This is a genomic window from Flavobacterium sp. NRK F10 (assembly GCF_024054235.1).
Lineage (GTDB): Bacteria > Bacteroidota > Bacteroidia > Flavobacteriales > Flavobacteriaceae > Flavobacterium > Flavobacterium sediminis.
The window spans coordinates 117,337-141,228 of the sequence record NZ_JAMXLC010000001.1 but is presented as its reverse complement, the minus strand read 5'-3'; the positions used below and the strand labels follow the sequence as shown (position 1 = coordinate 141,228).

Genomic DNA, 23,892 nt, shown 5'->3' with positions numbered 1-23,892 from the left:
AAATATCTCTCATAATAAAAAACCGAATCTATACGATTCGGTTTTTTATTATCTTTACATATTAATTTACAAAAAAAGATGGAAAAACTAATAGTCAAGAATTTTGGTCCGATTAAAGAGGCTGAAGTTGACTTAACTAAATATGTGATTTTTATTGGTGATACATCAACTGGAAAAAGTGTTTTAGCAAAATTAATTGCAATTTTTAAAGATTCGTTCTTTAAACTTACATTGTTTAAAGATGTCGAAAAGATAAATTTTCAAAGTGAGTTAAAAAAATATAATATTGATTTTAAGACTAATAAAACTGAAATTTCTCTTTTTCAAAAATCGATTTCTAATGATAGAATGATTAAAGTGTTAGAATTAAAAGATGGTTATATAGTAAATTTAAACTCCGAGTTAAAGAAAGGTTTTTTAAAAATTATTTCAGATTTTAATGAATCAAAAATTAATAGTTTAGATGTTGATAGATTAAGAAGTATTAACAAAGAAGAGCTAATAGAAATTTTTAATAGAAATTTTTATAATATCTTTTTAAATAAAACTAATTCAATTTATTTCCCAGCTGAAAGAGTCTTATACTCTCTTACAGGTAATGCAATATCAGGTTTGTTGGCGAACAATATTGCTTTGCCAGAATGTTATAAGGAATTTGCAGCAAAATATGAGGTAGCTAGAGCAAATGTAAAAACGGCAAAGTATAATAGTTTTGGTTTAGAGTACAACTTTAAGAATGATTTAGATGAAGTAAAAATTAATAATCAAAAAATTCTTCTCAATGAGGCCTCTAGTGGTGTGCAATCATTAGTTCCTTTGTTACTAGTTTTAGAAAATGAATTAAAAGAGCAAGACCAATTAATGTCAGGAAAGGTTATAGTAATTGAAGAACCTGAACTAAATTTATTTCCAATTAAACAGAAGAAAATAGTTAATTTTTTAGTTTCATCTTTCTATGATAAATCTGTGCAATGTATTCTTACAACTCATAGCCCTTATATAGTTTCATCTTTTGATACATTAATTTTAGCAAAAAATATTTATAATGAAAAACCAGAGCTTAAAGATGAAATAATTAAAATTATTCCTGAAAGTAATTGGGTTGATTTTGAAGAAATTTCAGTTTATGAAATTAAAGAAGATGGTTTAGTATATATGATAAAAGATAAAGAGTTTAAAAGCATAGATGTTAATATAATAGATAATGTCTCCGATGTGATTTCAGAAGAGTTTGATAAACTTACACAATTGCGATATGAATAATAATAGTTTTGAAGATTTTATAAAGCAATTTTCAGATTGTTCATCAAATAGTAAAGTTGCAAGCGAAAATGGAAAACGTTTTGAAATTAATTCATCTGAAAATTTTACAAGATTAAATATAGATGGTTGTGTAATTAATCTAAATGGACAAGAGCGATGTGATTTTGGGTTCCTTAGACATACAACTGATGAGTTTTATTTCATTGAACTTAAAGGAAGTGATATAGAAAAGGCATTTAATCAAATTGTAGCAACAATTAAACTTATTAATTCAGAATTTTTTGTAATTCCAAAAAATAAAAGACTTGGTTTTATAATAAGTTCAAGAGTTCCTAGTGCGGGTACTGATATTAAAAAGATTAAACAGAAATTTGCAAGAGATTATGGGAAAATTTTAGAAATTAAAAATAGAGTATTAACTTATTCACCTTAAATTATATTTTTTCATTTTTTCTGAGATATTGATTTCAAAAAGTAATTATAATAGATTAAAAAGAGCTGTCATTTTTGACAGCTCTTTTTTTATAAAAATGTAACAAATACTTTTTATAACGAATGTTTTTCTTGTGAGTTTTTTTACTAAATTGGGCAAACCTTAATCTCCAATCTTATGAGAAAACTTTTCTTTTTAACATGTCTTGTCACACTTCAATTTGCTGTAGCTCAAAAGAAAAAAACAACTGTGAAAAAAGTTGAAAAGAATGTTGTGATAGCTACTTTTGAAAATTTGTCTGCAGAAATTACAACCATAAACAAAGTAAAGAAGTTTGTTTTATTTGCTAAAAATGAACAAAGTACCGATACTTTAGTACTGAAAGAAACAATTGATAAAAATTTTAAGCCAGCGGAATTTAATGTAAAGAATTTTACAATCGGAACTCAAAAAATGTATTTAATTAGCTGGAAAGAGAATAATACAGTAACTATTAAGGATAAAACAGAAGCAACTGCAATTACAGAAAATCAAGTTTGGAATCCGATTACGAAAAAACAATTGTTTGCAAATACAGAGAAAACAATTCATACAAAAGAAAAAGTTTTTTTAGATGCCAATAAAACAGCTTCACACGATGTAGAGCGTAAAACTTCTGAAGGCTCTTTATTTACGTTATTAACAAACGGAGATGTTACATTGTATTCTAAAACACAGCAAAGCCACTTTGTTTATAATTCAGAGACCGATCAATATGAAAGTAAAAAAGTAAGTGCTTCTCCTGTTTCTAAAGCAAAACCAAAAAACGTTAAATAGTATGCGTGCATACTAATTTTTCATATATTTGGATAAAATAAATAAAAAATGAACAAACAATCACTAACCGATATTTTAAACATTAAACATCCGGTCTTAATGGCACCTATGTTTTTGGTATCCAATACTAAAATGGTCATTGAAGGGATGAAATGTGGCATTGCAGGTTGTATACCGGCATTAAATTACAGGACTTTGGAGGAGCTTAAAACAGCAATTCAAGAGTTGAAAGCCGCAAAAACAGAAGGAGGAAGTTTTGGCTTTAACCTAATTGTCAATAAATCAAATGTAAAGTATAAAGAACAACTCCGAATGCTATGTGATGAAAAAGTTGATTTCATTGTTACGTCATTAGGAAGTCCCGAAGAAACGATCAGAGAAGCACATAAAGCTGGGGTGAAAGTGTTTTGCGATGTAACGGACTTGGCTTATGCCAAAAAAGTAGAAAGCTTAGGAGCAGACGCTATTATTGCGGTAAATAATCAAGCCGGAGGACATCGTGGAAATATTGATCCGGAGGCATTGATTAAGTTACTGAATGATAATACAGCGATCCCGGTTATTTCAGCAGGAGGAGTGTCTACGAAAGCGGATCTTGATAAAATGCTAAGTTACGGAGCAGTAGGCGTTTCTGTTGGAAGTCCGTTTATTGCTTCTGAAGAATCAGGAGTATCTCAGGAATATAAACAAGCTTGTGTGGATTACGGAGCCGGAGATATTGTGATGACTGAAAGGATATCAGGAACACCTTGTACCGTGATCAATACACCTTATGTTCAAAAAGTAGGAACAAAACAGCCTTGGATCGAGCGTATATTGAACAAGAATAAAAAGCTAAAAAAATGGGTGAAGATGTTCCGTTTTTATATCGGAATGAAAGCAACCGAAAAAGCAGCTAAAGAAGTAACCTATAAAACCGTTTGGGTAGCGGGACCAAGTATTGAAGAAACAAGAGCGATACTTCCGGTACAGCAAATTGTTCAAAAGCTCATTCAGTAAAATGTACGATTCAATTTTTGGCGTATTAAAGAAATACGTTAAACCGGCTACGTTGTTTCGGGTAATGTTTAACGTATCTCCTATGTACAGAAGAAGTTGCGGAAAGTTATATTTTGTATCGGAAGATCTGCATTTGGTAAAAATCAGAATTCCGTTAACCTATCGCAATAAGAATTATGTTGGATCTATGTTTGGTGGCAGCTTGTTTTCGGCAACAGATCCAATTTATATGATCCAACTCATGCAGATTTTAGGGAAAGATTATGTGGTTTGGGATAAAGCCACTCAAATACGCTTCAGAAAACCTGCTTATTCAAATGCTTTTGTGGATTTTGAATTTTCCATTGACGAAATTAATGAGATAAAGAGACAGGTTCAGGAAAATAAAGAGATAGATTTTGTAAAAAAACTGAACATAACTGACGGTAAAGAGACTGTTTTTACGGAGTTAGAAAAAACATTATATATCAGTTCAAAAGAGCATTACAGACAGAAAAGAGCAAAGGTTAGTTCTAAATAAAAAAAGCGGTTTTTAAACCGCTTTTTTTATTCTTCAATCAATAGTTCAAAGGTTTTATCCCAATTTTTTCCGGTGACAAAAATAGTTTTTGTTTTCGGGTTATAAGCAATACCATTTAAAACATCAATGTCGGGATGCTGGGTAACTTTACTACGAAGGTCTCCTAAATTTAAAATAGCTTCTACTTCACCATTAGTATTGATAACGCCAATAGCATCTTTTCCGTAAATATTAGCCCAAATTTTGCCGTCAATCCATTCCAGTTCATTCAAAGATTCAATTTTTGCATGTTGGGTATAAACATTAATATAATCTACTTCTTGCATGGTTTCCGGATCTAAAACATAAATTTTCTCAGAACCGTCACTCATGTACAATTTTTTCCCGTCATTAGTCAATCCCCAGCCTTCAATATCCTTAAAGTATTTGAAAGTCTTTATTTTTTTAAAAGTGTCGGCATCGTATACATATCCTTCTTTATTAAGCCAGGTAAGTTGGTATACTTTATTGTTCAAAACGGTAATTCCTTCACCGAAATATTGATCTTCTAATGTTATTTTTTTAAATACTTCACCGGTTCTGTAGTCGGTTTTACGCAAACTGGAAACATCCCTTGTTCCTGTTCCGGATCCTCTTCCGTTACCGGTTCCTTCAAATAAAGTATCGCGGTAAAATTCAAAACCTTGTGTATAAGCTTTAATATCGTGAGGATAAGTATTTACAATTTTATAGTTTAATAATTTAGGCTGAATGCTCGATGCCAATGTAATTTTAGTCTCTTCATCAACAGTCGTACCTTCAGTATAAACTGTGGCTTTAATTGTATGACTCCCTAATTTGGTTTCTCTTAAAGCAAAAGGGAAAAGGGAATTTCCGGTAGCGGATCCTATTTTTGTATCTCCCAGGAAATATTGAATCGAGTCTACAGGTAGATTTTTAGCGTTTTTAACCTGTAAATTGATGCTTTCATTAAGGCTGTAAACCTGTTTTAAGTGGGAAGTATCTATAGAAAAATTATTTTTTAGCTCATTTTTGTCTTTTTCGCAACTCAGAACTGCAACACTTAATGCAGTGAAAGCGAATAGCTTAAAGTGTATCATGATTGTAATTTTTTGTCATGACAATATACAACGAAATTTTAAAGAAACAATCGCCTTGTAAAAATACAAAAAGATTGTATATTTGCACTGGCAAGTCCTACACGACCAGCTCCTGCAGAATCCCCCAGGGTGGGAACGCAGCAAGGGTATGCGGTTGTAGCGGTGCGATGTAGGTCGCTTGCCGTTTTTTAGAGCTCCTTAAGGGAGTTTTTCTTTTTTATATCCCTCTCTTTTCTACTTATTCCAATATGTTTACCTTTGTGGGCAAACAACAAAACTAACCTATAGATTAAGATGGACTTTATAAACTCAAGAGAATTTGCAAAGCAATTAGATTCTCAGGACGAATTGAATCAATACCGTGACGAATTTATTTTTCCTAAAGTAAATGGAAAAGAAGTTATTTACTTTACGGGAAACTCATTAGGCTTGCAGCCTAAAAGTGCTAAGATTTATGTAGATGAAGTAATGGACGATTGGGCAAATTTAGCCGTAGAAGGACATTTTTATTCAGAAAAGCCTTGGTGGGATTATCATGAACGTTTTTGCCAGCCGTTAAGTGAAATTGTAGGGGCTAAACCAACAGAAGTAGGGGTAATGAATACCTTAACGGTAAACCTGCATTTGTTAATGGTTTCATTTTATCAGCCTACAGCTAAGAAATATAAGATCATTTGTGAGGAAAAAGCATTTCCGAGCGATCAGTATATGTTTCAGAGCCAAGTGCATTTTCATGCGAAATCAGTCGGTTTTAACCCTGAAGAAGCTATTGTAGAAGTTAAGAAAAGAGAAGGGGAGAACACGCTGCGTTTGGACGATATTCTTCAGAAAATAGAAGAGGTCGGAGACGAATTAGCTTTAGTACTTTTCGGAGGGGTCAATTATTATACCGGGCAAGTATTAGATATGAAAGCAATTACTGAAGCCGGACAAAAACAAGGTGCGTATGTAGGTTGGGATTTAGCTCATGCTGCAGGAAATATAGCCCTTAAATTACACGAATGGAATGTCGATTTTGCTGCCTGGTGTAGTTATAAGTACATGAATTCAGGTCCGGGAAATGTGTCAGGTTACTTTGTTCATGAAAAGCATCATAATGATAATGATCTTCCAAGATTCGCCGGCTGGTATGGACACAATAAAGAACGCCGCTTTTTAATGGAACCGAAGTTTGACCCGGTTCACGGAGCAAATGGTTGGCAGATTAGTAATTTGCCTATTTTGTCAATGGCACCGTATTTAGCATCTGTAGAGATGTTTGCAAAAGTAGGGATGGAAAAATTGATCAAAAAGAGAAACCTTCTGACAGCTTATCTGGAATTTATTCTTAGCGAGATAGATGCGGAAGTGGAAGGAACAACATTCGAGATTCTTACACCTGAAAATCAGGCTGAAAGAGGTTGCCAACTTTCAGTCTACTTACACGGACAAGGAAGAGAATTGTTTAATTATTTAATGGAGAATGGAGTAATAACCGATTGGCGAGAACCGAATGTTATCCGATTGGCTCCGGTACCTTTTTATTCTTCTTTCGAGGATATGTACGATTTCGGGCAGATTTTAAGAAAAGGGATTCTGAAATAAAATAAAGTCGGAAAAATATTTAGAAAAATAATTTTAAAAGAGATAATAAAAGTAAAAAATTCGTACATTAGCTTATACAATTTGCTATTAACCAAACATATAAATGTATGAATCACTTTATTGTAGAAGAGTGGAAAGAATTTGTACCCGATTTTGAACTTAAAAAACGTTACTTAGTATCAAATTTAGGTAGAATCAAAAGTTGCGATAAAGATCTTGGAAATTGCTTGCTATTAAAAGGCTCTTTAACCGATGGTTATAATTTTTTGAATTTTTCAAGAAGTATAGATGGTAAGAAAAAATACATTCATTATTCCTATCATTTTTTGGTCGCTTCATTGTTTATTGAAAAAAAGAAGGAAGATCATACTCATGTTATTCATTTAGATTATGACAGACAGAATAATCATGTCAATAATTTGAAGTGGGTTACGTATGAAGAAATGTTAGAACATGGACAGAGAAGCCCTTATGTAAAGGAAGCTAAAAGAAAGCTCATTGAGTTCAATAAAAAAAGAGACGGACAAAAGCTGACAGTCAATGATGTTATACGCCTGAAAAAGAAATTATTGGATCCCAACAGAAAAACCAGACACAAGATCTTAGCGAAACAATTCGGCATTACAGAGATGCAGGTCTACCGGATCAAGTCAGGAGAGAATTGGGGACATATACAAGTAGATATAAAAGGAGCTGAGAATTAAGCTCCTTTTTTTATACGGTAAAAAAAGAGACTTATAAAGCTTGTTTCTCAATAATATCTGTAACTTTGTTCATTATACATTTTTAAGTCTTTTTCTTAAATGAAAGAACAAAAAAAGATAGCGGTAGTCGGTGCCGGATTAGTAGGTACTTTATTAGCTATATATTTAAAAAGAGCCGGGCATACCGTTCACGTTTTCGACAGAAGTAAAGATATAAGAACTGTTGAATTTTCAGGTCGTTCTATTAACTTAGTCATGTCAGATAGAGGTTGGAAAGCCTTAGAAAAGTTAGGACTGGATGCTGAAATTAAAAAAATAGGGATTCCGGTTTATAAAAGAGCCATCCATTTGGAAGATTCGTCTCTTAATTTTCAAAATTACGGTAAAGAAGATCAGGCAATTTTTTCGCTTTCCAGAGGTATTTTAAATAGAAAGATGGTTGATTTGGCAGAAGCTGAAGGTGTTCAGTTTTTCTTTGAAAGCAAAATCTGGGATATTACTCTCTCTACAGCAACACTTCATGAAGGACTTACAGAAAGAGGAGAATGGCACGATTTGGATTATGATATTGTATTCGGAGCTGATGGCGCTTTTTCAAGAATCCGTCACCGTATGCAACGACAAAGCATGTTCAACTATTCACAGGAGTTTCTGAAATTGGGCTATAAAGAGCTTCATATTCCGGCAAATCCGGACGGTAGTCATAAAATAGATCCGAACTCTCTGCATATTTGGCCCAGAGGTGAGTTTATGTTGATGGCATTAGCCAATACAAACGGAAGCTTTACCTGTACGTTATTTATGCCTCATGAAGGAGAAAACTCATTCGAACAATTAAAAGATAAAGCCACTTTAGAAGCATTTTTTGCCAAGTATTTCCCGGATACTAAAGAAGTGATCCCGAACTTGGTTGAAGATTTCTTTAAAAACCCTACCAGTTATCTGGTAACAATGAAATGTTATCCTTGGACTTATAAAGATAAAGTAGCTTTGATAGGCGATGCTTGCCATGCTATTGTTCCTTTTTACGGACATGGAATGAATGCCGGATTTGAGGATATAACCATTTTGGCAGAAATGATGGAAAAATATGGTAACGATTGGGAAACCGTTTTTGAACAATACCAGTTGTCAAGAAAACCAAATGCCGATGCCATTGCGGAACTTTCGTATAGAAATTTCATGGAAATGAGTTCCAAAACGGCGGATGATAAATTTCATTTGCAGAAAAAAATTGAAAAATGGTTCTCTGAAAAACATCCGGATAAGTGGGTTCCGTTGTACAGCAGAGTCACGTTTAGTCACCAGCCTTATGCTGAGGCATTGGCCGAAGGAGAAAAACAAAATGCAATAATGCAGGAAATCCTGTCTATTGATAAAATTGAAGAGATTTGGGAAACTGAACCCATTGAACATCGAATATTAGACTTATTAGCAAAATAAAAAAGCGGTTTTTAAACCGCTTTTTTATTCTCCTCTGTGAACACTTTCCATATTGAAGGCCGGTAGGCAAATGGCTAAATATTCGCAAGGTTCGTCAAACGGATTGGAATATTGGATTCGGGTGTTCTTTTCTATTTTAATGGACTGACCCGTTTCCAGAACTACAATTTCTTCTTCAATTATAAATTGTTTTTTCCCTTTGATAATATAAGTGTATTCATCAAATTCAGGTGTTTGAAAAGGCTCGCTCCAACCCGGTGGTGCAATCATGTGAGCAATTGAGATGTTCTTATTATCAGTGGTTAGTCCATGATGCTCTTCAATGAGCTTTCCGTCAGTGGTGGGAACTACAAAAGGTGATTTTTGAATGAAATACTTTTTCATAACTTACTTTTTCATCATTTTCATTAAAATACCCATAGCACCTCGTATAAAGGTTGCACTGGTCAATACTTTTACGATCGGATTTTGAGCCGTACTTTTTCTTGCAGAAGAACTTGAGCGCTTCGATTCTTTGGCTTCTTGCTTCTTCTCTTCTTCTTTAGCTGCAATTTCTTGCGCTTGCTCGATCTTTTTGGTTAAAATTTCATAAGCACTTTCACGGTCAATTTCGTCGTTATATTTTTTTACCAATTTAGACTTAGCAATACAATTTGCAATTTCAGCATCTGTCAGAATATCCATTCTGCTCATTGGAGCCCGCATCATTGTAGCGGCTAAAGGAGTCGGAATCCCTTTTTCGTTCAATGCAGTAATGAAAGCTTCTCCGATTCCCAGAGAAGTCAATACTTCATCCGTTTTATAATATTCTGAAATAGGGTAATTTTCGGCAGTCATTTTAATAGCTTTTCTGTCATTAGCTGTAAAAGCTCGTAAAGCGTGCTGAATTTTTAAACCTAACTGTGCTAAAACATCACTAGGAACATCCATAGGATTTTGCGTAATAAAGTATACGCCAATGCCTTTAGAACGGATTAATTTGACGATGGTTTCAATTTGGTCTAAAAGTGCTTTACTAGCCTGATCGAAGATCAAGTGAGCCTCATCAATGAAGATAACCAATTCAGGTTGACCGCTATCACCTTGCTCCGGCATTGTATTGTAAATTTCAGCTAATAAACTCAGCATGAATGTGGAGAAAAGCTTTGGTCTGTCCTGAATATCGGTTAGACGAATGATGTTTACATAACCATTTCCGTTTTCATCAATTCGCATTAAATCGTCAATTTCAAATGATTTTTCACCAAAAAAGAGATCGGCACCTTGTTGCTCCAGTTCAATTGTTTTTCTTAAAATAGCCCCAGTCGAAGCTGCAGAAATTCTGCCATAGTCAGCCGTAAACTCATCTTTACCTTCGTCAGTAGCGTATTGTAACACTTTTTTAAAATCTTTTAAATCTAAAAGCGGAATATTATTATCATCACAATATTTAAAAATGACAGAAACCACACCCGATTGGGTATCGTTTAGATCTAAGATTCGGGAGAATAGAACCGGTCCGAATTCAGAAACGGTTGCTCTTAAACGAACGCCGTCTTGTTTAGAAATGGTCATTAGTTCAACCGGAAAACCTTTGGTTTCATAAGGCAAGGTAATTTTAGCATGACGTTCCGTAATAAATGGCTTTTCTTCGCCCGGCATTGCAATTCCTGAAAAATCTCCTTTGATATCCATCATTAATACCGGAATACCTTTTGCTGACAATTGTTCTGATAGAACCTGAATGGTTTTGGTTTTACCGGTTCCTGTAGCTCCGGCTATCAGACCGTGTCGGTTTAAAGTTTTTAAAGGAATGTTGATAGGAGCATGTCCGATAGCTTCTCCATCTAAAATGGCTCCCCCCAAGGTTATAAAATCACCTTTGCAGGTATATCCGTTTCCTATATGTTCTCTAAAAGTTTCAGTTCTGTCCATTTTCTAACTTTTTTCCAAATTTATAAAATTGGATGGTAAAAATTGGGGAATAAAGGAACTACGTTCTTAAAAATTGTGTTATTTTTTTTATTGTTTGAACTTGTGTACTTTCGCAAAACAAATTTTTAATTATGAGTAAAGTTGTTTTCATAACAGGAGGTTCATCCGGAATTGGTAAAGCTGTTGGTATTTTTCTTAAAAATAAAGGATTTACAGTATACGGAACCAGTAGAAATCCGGAACGTTTTCCTGATGCGGAAATTAACCTGATCGCTTTAGATGTGAGAGATAAAGGAAGTATTGCAAAAGCCATTGAGGAAGTAGTGAATCAGGAAGGAAAGATAGATGTGTTGATTAATAATGCCGGAGTAGGTATTACAGGGCCATTAGAGGAGATTCCTGCTGAAGAGATCAAAAATAATTTTGAAACCAATTTATTCGGTCCCATAGAAGTTATGAAAGCTGTTTTGCCATATATGCGTGACAAAAAATCAGGTTTGATTATTAATGTAACTTCGATAGCCGGTTATATGGGCTTGCCTTTCAGAGGAGTGTATTCGGCTTCAAAAGGAGCTTTAGAATTGGTAACAGAAGCAATGCGTATGGAGGTAAAGCCTTTTGGTGTTCAGATAACCAATGTGGCGCCCGGTGATTTTTCAACCAATATTGCTGCCGGACGCTATCATGCGCCTTTAGTAAAAGGATCGGCCTACGAAGTAACTTACGGAAGTACTTTGGAAATGATGAACGAACATGTAGATGCCGGAAGTAATCCGATGGAAATGGCAGAGGCTATTTATACGATCATACAAAATCCTAACCCGAAGATTCATTATAAAGTAGGCGCGTTTATGCAAAAATTCTCTATTGTATTAAAACGTATTCTTCCGGATAAAGTATATGAAAAATTATTGATGAATCATTATAAATTGTAATTTTGCGCTCGTAATAACACAACTTAAATTAATACAAAACGAACTATGAAATTTTTTATTGACACGGCTAATTTAGAGCAAATTAAAGAAGCTCAGGAATTAGGAGTTTTAGATGGGGTAACTACAAACCCATCATTAATGGCTAAAGAAGGTATTACAGGAAAAAACAATATCTTGAAACATTATGTGGATATCTGTACTATTGTAGAGGGTGACGTAAGTGCGGAAGTGATCGCTACTGATTTTGAAGGAATGATCAAAGAAGGTGAGGAGTTAGCAGAATTACATGAGCAAATTGTAGTTAAAATCCCTATGACTAAAGACGGAATTAAAGCGTGTAAATATTTTTCTGATAAAGGAATCAGAACCAATGTTACGTTGGTATTTTCTGCCGGTCAGGCTTTGTTAGCTGCTAAAGCGGGAGCTACTTATGTTTCTCCGTTCTTAGGTAGGTTAGATGATATTTCAACTGACGGGTTAAATCTGATCGAAGAGATCCGTGAGATCTATGATAATTATGGATTCGGAACAGAAATCTTAGCAGCGTCAGTTCGTCATACGATGCATATTGTTAACTGTGCTAAAATAGGAGCTGATGTAATGACAGGACCTTTGTCTTCAATTTTAGGATTGTTAAAACATCCGTTAACAGATATCGGTTTGGCTCAGTTCTTAGCTGATTATGCAAAAGGGAATAAATAAAACAAAAATTTAAGATAAAAAAAGCGGCATCCTGAGATGTCGCTTTTTTTATTTATTGTAAGTTTTTATGAAAGTTGATGTCAAACAGATTGGCAAAGCCATTTTTTATCGTACCATCCGAATTCAATACAATTACCCGGTGTACCTTAGTGATCACCCATTTTTTCTTAATATCTGAAAAGTCGGTTGATTTATATTCGTTAATTTGATCCAATTGGAAATTTTTAAGCGCTTTTTTCCAGTTCTCTTCCGAGTCATTAATGTTGATAGCAATAAAATTAACGGCAGGGAATCGTTTTTTAAGTTCAGCGATTTTCCCGTGAGAAGACTTCAGATGCGATTCAGCATTTGTAGTCCAAAAGAAAATAACCGTTTCCTTATTTTGTGTTAATTCTTCTACCGGAACAGTTCGGTTTTGCTGATCGACCAAATGAACATCCGGCAGTCGCTTTCCGATAATTAGTTTTTGAACGGCTTCGGAGATTTCGCGAACTTCTTTTTGCTGTTCTTTATCGGTAGAAAGTTCAAGATAACGATCAATGAATTTTTTATTATTGTACATGTTTTGGTCTTCCAGTAAATACATGTAAGCAATATTGTTTAAGATAACATTTTTAATCTGGTGATCTTTAACTAAAGTGTCAGCAATATTTAGTTTTAAGATATTGTTCTCTAATGAGTTTTCGTTGAATTTTCCACCGTTTTTGGAATAAGTAATATTGCTTAATAAAGCTGAGATGTATTTTATGAATGGCGAAAAATTAGTTAAGTTCTTATTGTTGTAATAAAGTGATTTACGATAGTTGTAATAGTTTTCAGGTAATTTTTCATACACTTGCTCTCCTGTTTTGAACTGGTGAGCAAAAGGATAGATCTCTTTTTTCATGTAATGATTGAAATCTAAACTAGCCTTAGCTATTGAATCAAATCCTGAACCCCAGCCAATTTGAGCTCTTCTTTTTAAGTAAAAAGCTTTTTTACTGCTGTAACTGGAATCGATCAGGTGCTCAAAATCGTTTAGGTTGTAATCAATTGCTTCAAATAACTTGTCCTTATCTCTATCGTTCCTGAGGTATAGGTCAATTAAAAAATTGTTTTTTTCCTCACCTCTTCCGCAAAAAGCCAATGAATTGTCAAAATCAAAAGCGTTTAAACGGATCATTAAACTATCATTCTTTTCAAAATAAATGTATTGATACTCCGGTTCGCACTTAAAAGTATACAAGCCAGGAGTTAAAGAGTCAAATTTTTTATAGAAACGATTTTTTTTGTCAAGAAAAAGAGTGTCCAGTACTTTTCCGTCTTTCATAAAAAGTACAAAAGTACTTTGCGGATTAATGATTTCCCCACCAAAATATGCTACATAATTATCCGGCTCAAATACTTTTTCACAGGAAGTAAAAAAAGTTGAAAGTAGAACAGATGGGGTTAATAGATATAGTAGGTATTTCTTAATCATTAAATTACATTCATAATGGTTGTAGACAAATGTATAAGTTATTCATTAATGCCCTTGTTAATAGACAGTTAAAATAAACCTATATTTATTCTAAATAATCACTCCAAAACTGCACTATTTTTTCTACTTTTGCAACAATTTTAATAAAAAAAGAAAAAATGTTAACAGTTTCTAATTTATCGGTTCAGTTTGGAAAGCGTATTTTGTTTGATGAGGTTAATGTGACTTTCACTCAGGGCAATTGTTATGGAATTATCGGAGCTAATGGTGCAGGAAAATCTACATTTTTAAAGATTTTATCAGGAGAAATAGAGCCCACATCCGGTCACGTTATCTTAGAGCCAGGAAAAAGAATGTCTGTTTTAAACCAGAACCATAACTTGTTTGATGAGCATACAGTTTTAGAAACTGTAATGATGGGGAATAAAGTGTTGTATAAGGTAAAAACTGAAATGGATGCATTGTATTTGGATTACTCCGATGAGAATGCCGACAGAATAGGGGAGTTGCAAATGCAATTTGATGAAATGAACGGATGGAATGCAGAAAGTGATGCCGCAACATTATTGTCGAATTTAGGGATAGGTGACGAGTTTCATTATACTTTAATGGGTGAGATGGATGCCAAATTAAAAGTCCGTGTGTTATTAGCACAGGCTTTATTTGGAAATCCTGATGTGTTGATTATGGATGAGCCTACTAATGACCTGGATTTTGAAACGATCGGATGGTTAGAGAACTTTTTAGCAAACTACGAGAATACCGTATTGGTTGTATCACATGACCGTCACTTTTTAGATGCGGTTTGTACTCATATTTCCGATATTGATTTCGGAAAGATCACTCATTATTCCGGTAATTATACCTTTTGGTACGAAAGTAGCCAGTTAGCAGCTCGTCAAAGAGCGCAACAAAACAAAAAAGCGGAAGAGAAAAAGGCAGAATTGGAAGAGTTTATCCGTCGTTTCAGTGCTAACGTGGCAAAATCAAAACAAGCGACCTCTCGTAAAAAAATGTTGGAAAAATTAAAAGTTGACGATATTAAGCCATCAAGCAGAAGATATCCGGCAATTATTTTTGAACAAGAACGTGAGGCAGGAGATCAGATCTTAAATATTGAAAACCTGAGTGCTTCTACTGAAGGCGAAGTTTTGTTTAAGAATGTCGATCTTAATGTAGCCAAAGGTGATAAGATCGTAGTATTCTCTAAAGATTCAAGAGCAACAACGGCTTTCTATGAAATTATCAACGGAAACCAGCAAGCGGATTCCGGAAAATTTGAATGGGGAATTACAACGACTCAATCGTATTTACCGGTTGAAAATCACGACTTCTTTAAATCGGATCTGAATTTGGTTGACTGGTTGCGTCAATGGGCAAAAACGGAAGAAGAGCGAGACGAGGTTTATGTTCGCGGTTTCCTTGGGAAAATGATCTTTTCCGGAGAAGAGGCCTTGAAAAAGTGTAATGTGTTGTCAGGAGGAGAAAAAGTACGTTGTATGTTATCCAGAATGATGATGATCAGAGCCAATGTATTAATGCTGGATGAACCGACCAATCACTTGGATTTGGAATCTATTACAGCCTTCAATAATTCGCTTAAGAATTTTAAAGGAACTGTCTTATTTACTACTCATGACCACGAGTTTGCACAAACGGTTGCTAACAGGGTACTGGAGATCACTCCGAACGGAACTATTGATCGTTACATGACATTTGACGATTATTTAGATGACCCGAAGATCAAAGAATTACGAAAAACAATGTATGAAGCATAAAATAAAAAAATCCCGCAATCGCGGGATTTTTTTATTTCTTTATACTCAAAGCACCACTCGGACATTTTGCGACTTGATCGATCAATTCTTGTGAACTTGCATGTTCTGGTTTTACCCATGGTTTTTCTTTTGGGTTATATACTTCGGGTAATGTTTTAACACAAATTCCCGAATGGATACATTTTTTCGGTTGCCATATTATGGTTACCTCTCCGTTTGTATATTCTTTGGTTTCCATAGATTTACAATTAATGGATTAATGAATAAAGTTACTTAAATTTTAAGGTTAAAACAAAACATCACTAAGATTATTGTCTTTCTCAAAAACGGCTTTAGCAAACGGACAAAGAGGTAAAATTTTTAAATTGTTTTTACGCGCATAATCGACAGCAGCCAAAACCATTTTTTTTCCTACACCTTGCCCTTTAAAGTCGGGAGAAACCTCGGTGTGATCAATTATAAATTTTTCAGGTCCTGCCCAAGTGTAAGTCATTAATCCTGCTGTTTTACCATCAGAAAGTGCTTTGAAATTCCCCGCTTTTTCAGTGTTATGTTGAATGATCTCCATAGTTTTTTATTTAGTATTCAGTTAAAGTTATATTTTTTGAACTCATGTAAGTTAGAATAGTTGAGACTTTAACAAAATATACAGAAAAACTGTATCCGAGTTTGATTAGGAACCATTTATATTTACACCAATAGTTATAAGATAAACCTTAAACATTTATTAGCTAAAAGCTCGCTAATACTTGATGATTTGATTTTTACTAATAACGGGGAAAACAAGCTAAACAGATACCCATTATTATGATAGTAGGTAAAAATGTAATTAGAATAAAACATGAAAAAAATTAGTTTATTTGCTTTCCTATCATTACTTATGATATTTCTCAATTCTTGTGAGGAGGAAAATGTTGAAAGTAATCTTAATGTAAATAATGAGAAGATAAGTATTTCAGATGCCCTAAAATCAAATTATTTTGAAGAAAATTATTTTTTAGATTTTTATAATTCTGAAACTTTTAATTCAACAGACTTTTCTAAATGGTTTGGAATAAGTGATTTTGAATTAACAACTTCCAGAATTGTTTATGTTAAAAATGATTCTGGTATTGATATTCCTGTTATAAATATAGTTTTAGAAGATAATGCAGGTAAAATTATAGGAATGTTAGAGGCAATTAGTTATATTAATAATAATGGAAATACAGATTTTAATATTTTATTAAGAAATTATATTTTATTTGACTTTAACAATTATACAGGAAATATATCTTTGATTGACTTAAATGAAGATATAGATTATTTAAGTGCAAATATCGTTAATAATGAAATTATAGAAATAATACCAAATATTAATTTTGTTGTTAACGAAATAGGAAAGACACATCCAATGGATACAGATGGAGATGGAAATGTAACATTTAGTGAATGTTATGCAAATGCAAATTCAGCTTGTCAGACTGATCCAGAGTGCTATACTATGTGTTATTTTGTTGGAGATGCAGTTGGGTGGGTAGTAACAAATATGGGACCTTTATGTCAATATGCAATTTCAACTGCTTGTTTGGTTACTGCTTGGAGAAATTAATTCAAAATTATTAAAAAAATGAATAATCCTTTATTAATAACGATTCTTTGCACAGGAATTTTTGTGACTGTTATAAAATATTTAGCAAAAAGAAAGATGCGAAATTTAAATATCTCTGACAATAGGAAAAGGATCTATAAAAAGGCTTTAAAAAATCCTTTTGGGTGTTTATTGTTTTTATTTACTAAAATAGAAAATAATTATGAAAAAATAGAAAGATGAAAATAACAGTTGTAATTACAGCAGTTTTACTATTATTTTCTTTATTCTACTTATATCCTAGAATGAAATCAATTTCTTATGTTAAAAACACTCTGATAATAGAGAATGTAGAGGATAAATAATATAATATTTATTTTTAAAGGGTGTCTCAAAAATTATTTTGTTTTAAAATAGCAGATTCAATAACGTTGAATGAATTCTAATGACAAGTTTATAAGGTTTGAGACAACCTTTTTTATTCTATTTGATACGGGTATTAATAGTAATCTCCCCGGTTAAGGCTTTGTGAACCGGACAGGCTTCTGCAATTTGATGCAATCTTTTAATCTGTTCTTCGGTTAGATCGGTACCTTCAAAATGAAGAGTTCTGGTAAAAGTAGTCGTTCTGGTTTCACGGTTATTATCTAAGTGAATTTCCACATCTATTTTTTGAGCAGTCCAGTTTTTTCTATCCATATACATTTTTAGTGTAGCTAAAGTACAAGCTGAAAGTGCAGCGGTTAATAACTCCATAGGGTCAAAACCTTTGTCTTTTCCGCCCAGATCTAAAGGTTCGTCAGCAATGATAGTGTGGGCTCCTGTTGTAATTTCAGTATAATAATTTTCTTGTTCTATAAGGGCTTTTACGTTTGCTTCCATGATTTTTAAGTGTTAAGTGTTTTTTCGATCCTTGTGTCGGGAATAAGCCAAAGCAATGCTACACCGGCATATAACAGCATACTCACTATGGGAATAAAATAGGAGAGTATGACTCCGGCAAAGTAAAGCAGTAATGACAGGCTTTCTTTATTGTAATTTTTAAGAGCTATTTTTAATTTAGAGTTCTCTCCTTCATAATGAATGGAAGACTTTTCTAAAAGAATAAAGGCTAAAGCACACAGAAATAAATTGACGCCATACAGCGCAACCGGATTTTTGTCAAAATGATTTTCTCCCATCCAACCGGTTGAAAACGGAATTAATGATAAACAAAACAATAAAAAAAGATTAGCCCAGAGCAGTTTTCCGTTTACTTTTTGAATAACATGAAATAAATGATGGTGATTGTTCCAATAAATTCCGATATAGATAAAACTCAGGATATAAGAGATGAATTTAGGAATTATAGGCTTCAAAGCTGTAAAATCAGCCCCTTCAGGTACTTTCATTTCTAAAACCATAATGGTAATGATTATAGCCAGAACACCGTCACTGAATGCTTCTAATCGGTTTGTTGTCATTATTGTACGTTTTGCTTAAAGTCTGCTATTTTAGCATTTAGTTCCTTAAGAAGTTCAGGATTGATCACACCATTTTCTTCGTCAAAATTTTCATAGAATTTCGGCAACGAAAAACTTTCAATAATATCAGCGCCAAAAGCCGGAAAGTTCTTTTGTGCCAAAGCCATCGAATTTCCTCCGCCATAGCCGCCCGGTGAAGTACTCATCAGGAACATTTTTTTATCCTGAAAGACTTTTACATTGATTCGTGAACACCAGTCAAAGATATTTTTAAAAGCAGCTGTGAAATTTTTGTTGTGTTCGCTCATAGAACAGATAATAACATCACTTTCGGCAATAGCTGCTAAAAACTGATGAGCTTGCTCAGGGAATCCCTTTTCTTCTCTATCGACTGAAAAAACGGGCATTTCAAAATCATTAAGATCCAGTAAATTAACAGTATCGTCAGGAAAAGATCGCAGTACAAATTTGACTAATTCACGGTTAATGGATGTGGAAGAGGTACTTCCTGCAAAAGCTACTATTTTCATATTTTTCAATTTTATTTTTTATGGAATGGATTAACCGGTAACGGGACATATTCCTGATCGTCTCCGGGAACTTTAGGAAAGGCTTCGTGATTTTGGTCGCGCCAGTTTTCTTTAGCCCGTTCAATTACTTCCTTATCAGAATTGACAAAATTCCAGTAAATAAAATGCTCTTCAGCAAAAGGCGTTCCGCCAAAAAGATAAACGGTTGTGTTTTCACTCATGCTAAATTGACAAAGTTTTGAATTTTTAGCAATTAATAACTGTTTTGTGCCATAATCATTGCCTTCAATGTTAACATTTCCTTCCATAACGTACATGGCCACTTCACCATACAAATGTTCGCCAATATTTAAAGTGACAGCCTCAGAACTTTTAATTTCTATAAAATACAATTCAGAGTGAACATTGACAGGCGATTGTTTGCCAAAAGCCTTTCCGGCGATTAATTTAAAATGAGTAGTGCCTTCTTGCCAAGCAGGAATTTCACTAGCTTCAATATGTTGAAATGTAGGTTCACATTGTTCTAAATGTTTGGGTAAAGCCACCCAGATTTGCAAGCCATGAAGCTTTTTATCCGTATGGCGTAAATATTCAGGAGTTCGTTCCGAATGAACTACGCCTTTTCCTGCGGTCATCCAGTTTACAGCTCCGGGGGTGATCTCAATGGCGCTTCCCAGACTATCGCGATGAAAAATAGATCCTTCTAACAAATAGGTCAGAGTAGAAAGCCCGATGTGCGGGTGCGGCGCTACATCCAAATTTTGAAAGTCTTTTAAATCTGCCGGTCCCATGTGGTCAATGAAAACGAATGGACCTACTTGTCTTTTTTCACGGAAAGGCAATAATCTTCCCACTAAAAAATTGCCGATATCAGCGGCTTTTTCTTCTAAAATTAATCCGATATTTGACATTTTTATTCCAATTTTAAGTAGGCATGAGCCTGGAATGTTTATTTTGATTACTTAGTTACCGTTTTTATGCCAATAGATACCAACGGATAATCAAGTAGTATTCTTTTTATAGCTGTTTTTGCATTTGTTTCAACAATTAACCACAGTTCTATATTTATTTCAAATTACCGGTAACCATTAATCCGCCAATAGTACAAAAAGTAAGACTAAAGATTAAAAAAAATAACGACCAGCTCCATTTGGTAAAAAAGGTGTCTAAAATAGCTTTATTCGGATTCCATTTCAGGTATAAAATATCTCTTTGTTCATTTTCTGAAATTTTTTCAGTTGTCTGAACCCTATCGGAATTAATGAAATAGCGTTTACCGTCATTAGCCTCAAAGACAAATTTATAGCTGTAAACAATATCTTTTTCTTCAATAAACATATCGTGTATGGGATTTTCCGTTCCTCTGTAAACTTCCGAGAGTTTTTTAAATGAAGCTATACTTTCTTTAACAGCTGTTATTGTAGCCGTAGTTTTAATAGAAAAAATGAGAAAAAATACTCTCGATATAAATGATAAAATGAAGCCAATAACAGCGGCTAACCCAATTCCTAAAAATAATGAGCCGTACCAATCTTCTTGTGGTTCATACTTTTCAAGTATACTATGACTTCCTATTGTCAATAAGAGGATCAAAACGAGTACTCCAAACAGAACTCCATAATAATTTATATTTTCTTTATTTAACTTCACTATGTTTGAAATTTAAACCCACAAGCTAAAAAAAAGTAAACGTTATTCCTAATTTCCGACAAAAAAGTGGCAAAATGTTTCTTATTCTAAATAACCGAATTTTCCTTCGTTATAATCGTTAAAAGCCTCTACAAGTTGTTGTTGCGTATTCATCACAAACGGTCCGTAAGCGGCAATAGGCTCTTTAAGCGGTTCACCGCTAATGACTAATACAATACTATTTTCTAAGGCTTCAAAAGTGAATTGTTCACCTTCATTTTCAAATAATATAAAATGATCGGTAGCTACTTTTTCCGTTCCGTTAACGATGATACTTCCTTCAATAACAATAGCTGCGGTATTGTAATGTGCCGGAAATTCAAATTCGGCTTTTCCACCTTTTTGGAGTTTAGCATTCATCATATTAACAGGACTAAAAGTGGTAGCCGGTCCTTTTTGGTCTTTATAGTTCCCGGCAATGATCTCAACCAATCCGTTTGTACCTAGATCTACTCGTGTCATTTCACTATTTTGAATCGCCTGATATTTAGGTTGACTCATTTTGTCTTTTGCCGGCAGATTTACCCAAAGTTGAACCATTTGAAAAATTCCTCCGTCTTTAGCCCATTCTGTTTCGTGAAATTCTTTGTGCAAAACACCGCTGGCAGCAGTCATCCATTGTACATCGCCCAGACCGATAATTCCGCCACCTCCGGCACTGTCATGATGTTCCACTTTTCCCTCATAAGCAATAGTTACTGTTTCAAATCCCCTGTGCGGATGTACACCAACGCCACGGGGTGTATCAGTAGCGGAGAAGAAGTGTTTAGAGTTATAATCGAGCATGATGAAAGGATCCATTCGTTCCATGTCCAGGTGATAGGCACTCGGGATAAAGTTGTGAACTCGGAAACCATCGCCGACAAAATGAGGAGTGGGGGGCGCTAATACTAATTCTATATTTTTTGTTTTCATACTATCTTTTTTTGTTTGATACAAAGTTACAACAGCTAAAAAAGAATGAAGTTAATGTAGGATAAGAAATCAGAGATATCGAAGTTTTTTATAATTTGTTTTTCAATTTCTCATTTGAGAACATTTCCTCTAAAGTTAATGATTTTTGTTGTAAATTTACACACCAAACACAACTCCACACTCTATGAGTCAAAAAGTTCTGCTTTCAGCAAAGGAAATTTCTATTATTTTGCATCGTTTGGCTTGCCAGTTAATTGAAAATCATCAGGATTTTAAAGATACTGTTCTTATCGGAATTCAACCGCGCGGTAAATTTCTTGCCGAGCGTTTGGTAAAGATTTTAACAGAAGAATATCACATTCAAAATATTTCATTAGGTTTTTTAGATATTACATTTTTCAGGGATGATTTCAGGAGAAATGAAAAACCTCTGGAAGCGAATAAAACGGAGATCGATTTTGTTGTCGACGATAAAAAAATCGTTTTTATAGACGATGTTTTATATACCGGCAGGAGTATTCGGGCAGCATTAACCGCAATACAGTCGTTCGGAAGACCTTCAGAAATAGAATTATTAACGTTAATTGACAGAAGGTTTAGTCGCCATCTACCTATTCAACCGGATTACAGAGGAAGGCAGGTAGATGCCATTAACAATGAAAAAGTAGTGGTTAAGTGGAAAGAATATGACGGAGAAGATGAAGTTTTATTGGAATTGAAAAAATAAACAACAACAACACAACGATACAATTTGAATGAAAACACTTTCGGTAAATCATTTAATAGGAATTAAATACATCACCAAAGAAGATATTGAGTTAATTTTTGAAACGGCAGACCATTTTAAAGAAGTGATCAACCGTCCCATTAAAAAAGTACCTTCTTTACGGGATATAACTATTGCGAATATTTTTTTTGAGAACAGTACCCGTACTAAACTTTCTTTTGAATTGGCTCAAAAACGTCTTTCTGCTGACGTGATTAGCTTTTCGGCAGCGCAATCATCGGTAAAAAAAGGAGAGACATTGATCGATACGGTAAATAATATTTTATCGATGAAGGTTGATATGGTTGTTATGCGCCATAGTTCGCCGGGAGCAGCACATTTTTTATCTCAGAACGTTAAAGCCAGTATAGTAAATGCCGGAGACGGAGCACATGAGCATCCTACACAGGCATTATTGGATAGTTTTACTATTCGTGAAAAATTAGGAGAAGTAGGAGGAAAGAAAGTAGTCATTGTGGGTGATATTTTACACTCAAGGGTAGCGCTTTCCAATATTTTTGCACTGCAAATGCAAGGAGCCGAAGTTAAAGTTTGCGGACCTAAAACATTACTACCTAAATATATTGAGCAATTAGGTGTAAAAGTGGAACCCGATTTAAGAAAAGCTTTAGAATGGGCTGATGTGGCTAATATGCTTCGCGTACAGAATGAACGTCTGGACTTTAGTTATTTCCCGACAACCCGCGAATATTCACAGCAATTCGGGGTAACAAAAGAGTTACTGGATTCCTTAGATAAAGAGATTACGATCATGCATCCGGGACCGATTAACAGAGGTGTTGAAATTACATCGGATGTAGCCGATTCTAAACAATCTGTTATTCTGAATCAGGTTGAGAACGGAGTGGCAATACGAATGGCTGTAATTTATCTTTTGGCGAGTAAAATTCAATAATAAATTTTATATCTTAGCTTATATTTTAAAAAGATGAAGATCGATAAAAGAGAAAATACAACGATTGTAAGACAAACTAAGAACGAAATTGATACGTTTTTGGATAATTTAGAGAAGAGTTTTCATGAGTATGAAGACTTAAACCTGATCGTTGATATTACTGTTTCTGATGACTTAAGTGTAGAGGATTTGAACAAATTTAAACAATTAAGCAAAGTACAACAGAAACAAAAAAAGTCATTAGTAGTAGTAGCTAAGGATATTGATTTTCATACTGTTCCGGATTTTCTGACTGTAGTACCCTCAGTTTTAGAGGCTCATGATATTATTGAAATGGAGGAAATAGAAAGAGATCTGGGCTTTTAATCTTTTTTGAATTAATACACTGGCTTT

General features: G+C 34.0%; 27 protein-coding genes and 1 other RNA gene. 16 read left to right on the top strand and 12 right to left on the bottom strand.

Annotated elements, in window-relative coordinates; all coding sequences use genetic code 11:
* Window positions 1-78 precede the first annotated feature (78 nt).
* The 5 genes from NHF50_RS00610 to NHF50_RS00590 all read left to right on the top strand — a co-directional run bounded on the left by NHF50_RS00610 (window position 79) and on the right by NHF50_RS00590 (window position 4,031).
* Window positions 79-1,263: an AAA family ATPase gene (locus NHF50_RS00610; protein ID WP_252774680.1), complete on the top strand. Its 1,185-nt coding sequence runs from the start codon at window positions 79-81 to the stop codon at window positions 1,261-1,263.
* A complete protein-coding gene (locus tag NHF50_RS00605; RefSeq protein WP_252774679.1) occupies window positions 1,256-1,696 on the top strand; it encodes a hypothetical protein in 441 nt (146 codons plus the stop codon). Before NHF50_RS00610 ends, NHF50_RS00605 begins: the two co-directional genes overlap by 8 nt.
* A 177-nt stretch (window positions 1,697-1,873) precedes the next feature.
* Complete coding sequence (locus tag NHF50_RS00600) at window positions 1,874-2,512, top strand: hypothetical protein (protein ID WP_252774678.1); 639 nt, start codon at window positions 1,874-1,876, stop codon at window positions 2,510-2,512.
* 48 nt (window positions 2,513-2,560) lie between these two features.
* A complete protein-coding gene (locus NHF50_RS00595) occupies window positions 2,561-3,511 on the top strand; it encodes a nitronate monooxygenase family protein (RefSeq protein WP_252774677.1) in 951 nt (316 codons plus the stop codon).
* Window position 3,512: 1 nt separating this feature from the next.
* Window positions 3,513-4,031: a DUF4442 domain-containing protein gene (locus NHF50_RS00590; RefSeq protein ID WP_252774676.1), complete on the top strand. Its 519-nt coding sequence runs from the start codon at window positions 3,513-3,515 to the stop codon at window positions 4,029-4,031.
* Between the two features lie 26 nt (window positions 4,032-4,057).
* Here the strand turns inward: NHF50_RS00590 and NHF50_RS00585 are convergent, their stop codons facing one another.
* The gene (locus NHF50_RS00585) at window positions 4,058-5,131 is read right to left on the bottom strand and encodes a glutaminyl-peptide cyclotransferase (RefSeq protein WP_252774675.1); all 1,074 of its coding nucleotides are present in this window, start codon (window positions 5,129-5,131) and stop codon (window positions 4,058-4,060) included.
* A gap of 88 nt (window positions 5,132-5,219) precedes the next feature.
* Here NHF50_RS00585 and ffs point away from each other — a divergent pair.
* The 4 genes from ffs (at window position 5,220) to NHF50_RS00565 (ending at window position 8,862) form a co-directional block, all read left to right on the top strand.
* Window positions 5,220-5,318, top strand: an RNA gene (ffs, locus tag NHF50_RS00580) — signal recognition particle sRNA small type.
* Window positions 5,319-5,425: 107 nt separating this feature from the next.
* Window positions 5,426-6,715 (top strand): kynureninase, encoded by a 1,290-nt coding sequence (gene kynU / locus NHF50_RS00575; protein ID WP_252774674.1) that lies wholly within the window; start codon window positions 5,426-5,428, stop codon window positions 6,713-6,715.
* 107 nt (window positions 6,716-6,822) lie between these two features.
* Complete coding sequence (locus NHF50_RS00570; protein ID WP_109567903.1) at window positions 6,823-7,419, top strand: NUMOD4 domain-containing protein; 597 nt, start codon at window positions 6,823-6,825, stop codon at window positions 7,417-7,419.
* A gap of 99 nt (window positions 7,420-7,518) precedes the next feature.
* Window positions 7,519-8,862 (top strand): NAD(P)/FAD-dependent oxidoreductase, encoded by a 1,344-nt coding sequence (locus NHF50_RS00565; protein ID WP_252774673.1) that lies wholly within the window; start codon window positions 7,519-7,521, stop codon window positions 8,860-8,862.
* 24 nt (window positions 8,863-8,886) lie between these two features.
* Here the strand turns inward: NHF50_RS00565 and NHF50_RS00560 are convergent, their stop codons facing one another.
* Window positions 8,887-9,246: a cupin domain-containing protein gene (locus tag NHF50_RS00560; RefSeq protein WP_252774672.1), complete on the bottom strand. Its 360-nt coding sequence runs from the start codon at window positions 9,244-9,246 to the stop codon at window positions 8,887-8,889.
* Window positions 9,247-9,249: 3 nt separating this feature from the next.
* A complete protein-coding gene (locus tag NHF50_RS00555) occupies window positions 9,250-10,776 on the bottom strand; it encodes a helicase HerA-like domain-containing protein (protein ID WP_252774671.1) in 1,527 nt (508 codons plus the stop codon).
* 131 nt (window positions 10,777-10,907) lie between these two features.
* Here NHF50_RS00555 and NHF50_RS00550 point away from each other — a divergent pair, with 131 nt between their 5' ends.
* Complete coding sequence (locus tag NHF50_RS00550) at window positions 10,908-11,711, top strand: SDR family oxidoreductase (protein WP_252774670.1); 804 nt, start codon at window positions 10,908-10,910, stop codon at window positions 11,709-11,711.
* 45 nt (window positions 11,712-11,756) lie between these two features.
* Window positions 11,757-12,413 (top strand): fructose-6-phosphate aldolase, encoded by a 657-nt coding sequence (gene fsa / locus NHF50_RS00545; protein WP_109567899.1) that lies wholly within the window; start codon window positions 11,757-11,759, stop codon window positions 12,411-12,413.
* Window positions 12,414-12,465: 52 nt separating this feature from the next.
* Here the strand turns inward: fsa and NHF50_RS00540 are convergent, their stop codons facing one another.
* A complete protein-coding gene (locus tag NHF50_RS00540; RefSeq protein WP_252774669.1) occupies window positions 12,466-13,872 on the bottom strand; it encodes a thioredoxin family protein in 1,407 nt (468 codons plus the stop codon).
* Between the two features lie 158 nt (window positions 13,873-14,030).
* Here NHF50_RS00540 and NHF50_RS00535 point away from each other — a divergent pair, with 158 nt between their 5' ends.
* Complete coding sequence (locus NHF50_RS00535; RefSeq protein ID WP_252774668.1) at window positions 14,031-15,650, top strand: ABC-F family ATP-binding cassette domain-containing protein; 1,620 nt, start codon at window positions 14,031-14,033, stop codon at window positions 15,648-15,650.
* Between the two features lie 31 nt (window positions 15,651-15,681).
* Here NHF50_RS00535 and NHF50_RS00530 read toward each other — a convergent pair whose 3' ends face one another.
* Window positions 15,682-15,888: a (4Fe-4S)-binding protein gene (locus tag NHF50_RS00530; RefSeq protein ID WP_252774667.1), complete on the bottom strand. Its 207-nt coding sequence runs from the start codon at window positions 15,886-15,888 to the stop codon at window positions 15,682-15,684.
* Window positions 15,889-15,936: 48 nt separating this feature from the next.
* Window positions 15,937-16,218 carry a GNAT family N-acetyltransferase gene (locus NHF50_RS00525; RefSeq protein WP_252774666.1) on the bottom strand — a complete coding sequence of 94 codons (282 nt, stop codon included), beginning with the start codon at window positions 16,216-16,218 and terminating at the stop codon, window positions 15,937-15,939.
* 273 nt (window positions 16,219-16,491) lie between these two features.
* Here NHF50_RS00525 and NHF50_RS00520 point away from each other — a divergent pair, with 273 nt between their 5' ends.
* Window positions 16,492-17,241, top strand: a complete 750-nt coding sequence (locus NHF50_RS00520) for a hypothetical protein (RefSeq protein ID WP_252774665.1) — start codon at window positions 16,492-16,494, stop codon at window positions 17,239-17,241.
* Between the two features lie 462 nt (window positions 17,242-17,703).
* Here NHF50_RS00520 and NHF50_RS00515 read toward each other — a convergent pair whose 3' ends face one another.
* The 6 genes from NHF50_RS00515 to NHF50_RS00490 all read right to left on the bottom strand — a co-directional run bounded on the left by NHF50_RS00515 (window position 17,704) and on the right by NHF50_RS00490 (window position 21,817).
* Window positions 17,704-18,102 (bottom strand): OsmC family protein, encoded by a 399-nt coding sequence (locus NHF50_RS00515; RefSeq protein WP_252774664.1) that lies wholly within the window; start codon window positions 18,100-18,102, stop codon window positions 17,704-17,706.
* A gap of 5 nt (window positions 18,103-18,107) precedes the next feature.
* Complete coding sequence (locus tag NHF50_RS00510; RefSeq protein WP_252774663.1) at window positions 18,108-18,683, bottom strand: TMEM175 family protein; 576 nt, start codon at window positions 18,681-18,683, stop codon at window positions 18,108-18,110.
* Complete coding sequence (locus NHF50_RS00505; protein ID WP_252774662.1) at window positions 18,683-19,213, bottom strand: NADPH-dependent FMN reductase; 531 nt, start codon at window positions 19,211-19,213, stop codon at window positions 18,683-18,685. Before NHF50_RS00505 ends, NHF50_RS00510 begins: the two co-directional genes overlap by 1 nt.
* A gap of 11 nt (window positions 19,214-19,224) precedes the next feature.
* Window positions 19,225-20,124: a pirin family protein gene (locus tag NHF50_RS00500; RefSeq protein WP_252774661.1), complete on the bottom strand. Its 900-nt coding sequence runs from the start codon at window positions 20,122-20,124 to the stop codon at window positions 19,225-19,227.
* Between the two features lie 154 nt (window positions 20,125-20,278).
* Window positions 20,279-20,863, bottom strand: a complete 585-nt coding sequence (locus NHF50_RS00495; RefSeq protein ID WP_252774660.1) for a hypothetical protein — start codon at window positions 20,861-20,863, stop codon at window positions 20,279-20,281.
* 81 nt (window positions 20,864-20,944) lie between these two features.
* Window positions 20,945-21,817, bottom strand: a complete 873-nt coding sequence (locus NHF50_RS00490) for a pirin family protein (protein ID WP_252774659.1) — start codon at window positions 21,815-21,817, stop codon at window positions 20,945-20,947.
* 184 nt (window positions 21,818-22,001) lie between these two features.
* Between NHF50_RS00490 and pyrR the strand changes: the two genes are divergently transcribed.
* From pyrR to NHF50_RS00475, 3 genes are read left to right on the top strand one after another with little or no spacing between them, the layout of a single operon-like run.
* A complete protein-coding gene (gene pyrR, locus NHF50_RS00485) occupies window positions 22,002-22,544 on the top strand; it encodes a bifunctional pyr operon transcriptional regulator/uracil phosphoribosyltransferase PyrR (protein WP_109567889.1) in 543 nt (180 codons plus the stop codon).
* A 28-nt stretch (window positions 22,545-22,572) separates the two neighbouring features.
* On the top strand, window positions 22,573-23,499 hold the full coding sequence (locus NHF50_RS00480) for an aspartate carbamoyltransferase catalytic subunit (RefSeq protein ID WP_252774658.1): 927 nt from the start codon (window positions 22,573-22,575) through the stop codon (window positions 23,497-23,499).
* A 33-nt stretch (window positions 23,500-23,532) separates the two neighbouring features.
* A complete protein-coding gene (locus NHF50_RS00475; RefSeq protein ID WP_109567887.1) occupies window positions 23,533-23,865 on the top strand; it encodes a ribonuclease Z in 333 nt (110 codons plus the stop codon).
* Window positions 23,866-23,892: the final 27 nt, after the last annotated feature.